Source organism: Liquorilactobacillus vini DSM 20605, assembly GCF_000255495.1.
GTDB lineage: Bacteria > Bacillota > Bacilli > Lactobacillales > Lactobacillaceae > Liquorilactobacillus > Liquorilactobacillus vini.
The window spans coordinates 1-1,909 of record NZ_AHYZ01000193.1; the positions used below are offsets into that span (position 1 = coordinate 1).

Consider the following 1,909-nt stretch of genomic DNA (forward strand, 5'->3'; position numbering starts at 1 on the left):
CAACCCTAAAGAAAAATCTAAAATATGTTTCAAACAGCTGTGAATCATCACTTTCCAATGGACCTATCGAAGGAATCAATCGTAAAATCAAAGCACTTAAACGGATCTGTTACGGATTCAAAAATATGGATCATTTTTATGCCAGAATTCTTTTAATTGTAAAATAAAGAAGCCCCCCATTCAGAGGACTTCATGGTTCCACCAATATAGTTTGACGGAGACCCCCTTGTTTGAGCTTTCACTCAAACAAGGGTGCTTCACCGCACTGTACCACCTTGATTTGCAATCATATCACTATAATTGCCTTTCACGTACAAAATTATACGCTAACACAATAATGGGTGTACCCAGCGTGTCTACCAAGTAATTCTTCGACACAGCGCTCGAAAGTGATTTTCACTTTTAACTTAGACTGCCTTCTTTCACCGAACAAGACTCGCTACCGAATGTTAAAAACTACTCTTCTTTCTCATCACGTTCTTTTATATTTAATCTAATAACTATTTTATCCCGTTGACTTTCAAATGTCAATTAAAAGCAATAAAAAAGTTATGAATTTTAATTAACAGCTCTGATTTAACCGAAAAAAGCCAAAACAAATAAATGTTTTGACTCCTAATTGTTTAAATCATTCTATTTAAGATCAACTTTTTGAACCCAGTTATCAAAATCTTCACGTTCACTGTATTGGATACCAAGCAGTTCTTCATAAAGTTTCTTCGTTACAGGACCCGCTTCTGTTTCACTAAATGGTACATATTTCTGATCCTTGTAAGTCAAAGAACCAACTGGAGAAATCACTGCAGCTGTTCCCATCGCACCAGCTTCAGCAAACTGATCAAAATCTGCCATTTTGATTTGCGTTTCTACTGGATTCAGGCCCTGACGTTCAGCAATTCTTAAGATTGATTTCTTTGTAACTGAAGGTAAAATTGAATCTGATTTTGGGGTGACAAACTGGCCATCTTTGGTAATGCCATAAAAGTTAGCTCCACCAAACTCATCAATATATTTGTGTTCACGTGGATCAAGGTATAAGCAATCAGCAAAGCCAGCAGCTTTAGCTTTCATAGCTGGATAAAGACTGCCAGCATAGTTTCCAGCTGTCTTTGCCTGCCCAGTACCAGCATAAGCAGCACGGTCGTAGTCACTAACCATGTATGGCATTGGTGTCAAGCCTTTAATGTAGGCACCAACCGGAGTTGCAAAAATCCGGAAAACATAGGTCTTGGATGGCTTAACACCAACCATTGGCTCAGTCCCAACCATAAATGGACGAAGATAAAGTGAAGCGCCAGTTTCATATGGCGGTACAAAATCTTGGTTTGCTTTTACAACTGCTTTGACTGCTTCAACAAATTTGTCCTTTGGAAATGGAACCATTGAAAGCCGCTTAGCAGAGTTTTCCATTCTTTGTGCATTCATATCTGGACGGAAAAGATTGACATTGCCATCTTTACAACGGTAAGCTTTTAAGCCTTCAAATACTTCTTGTCCATAATGAAGATCTTCAGCAGCCTCGGAAAATGTCAAACTTGAGTCTTCAATTAGACCATCTTCATGCCATTCACCATCTCGATAAACGGCTTGATAACGATATGGAAGATCCCAATATTGAAAACCCAGATGATTCCAATCCATGTTTGCTGCAACTGCCTTTGCCATAAAAATTCCCCCTATAGTAATTTTAATAAAATAAAGAATTATAAACTGCCCTGTCTCGAAAATTCCTGTTCTCATTGCTCATTTATTAACTTGATTACCTCGTCTACCTTACAAGCTGCTCGCATTAACTACGTAAATAAGTCATTATCAGCAAGAACTTTCTCTGAAATCTCAGCAATTTATTATTTATTTAAGCATAGTATAATTATCTAACTCTTTTTTGTCAAATAAGATTTTTAAAGGG

2 protein-coding genes are annotated in these 1,909 nt (G+C 37.3%); one reads left to right on the forward strand and one right to left on the reverse strand.

Going from position 1 to position 1,909, the window contains the following annotated elements:
• On the forward strand, positions 1-167 hold a 167-nt coding region (locus ON15_RS10405; protein ID WP_010581433.1), incomplete at its 5' end, for an ISL3 family transposase.
• A gap of 466 nt (positions 168-633) precedes the next feature.
• On the opposite strand, the gene ON15_RS10410 is transcribed toward ON15_RS10405, so the two are convergent.
• Entirely contained in the window at positions 634-1,665 is a 1,032-nt protein-coding gene (locus tag ON15_RS10410) for a branched-chain amino acid aminotransferase (RefSeq protein ID WP_010581434.1), read from the reverse strand.
• Positions 1,666-1,909 lie beyond the last annotated feature (244 nt).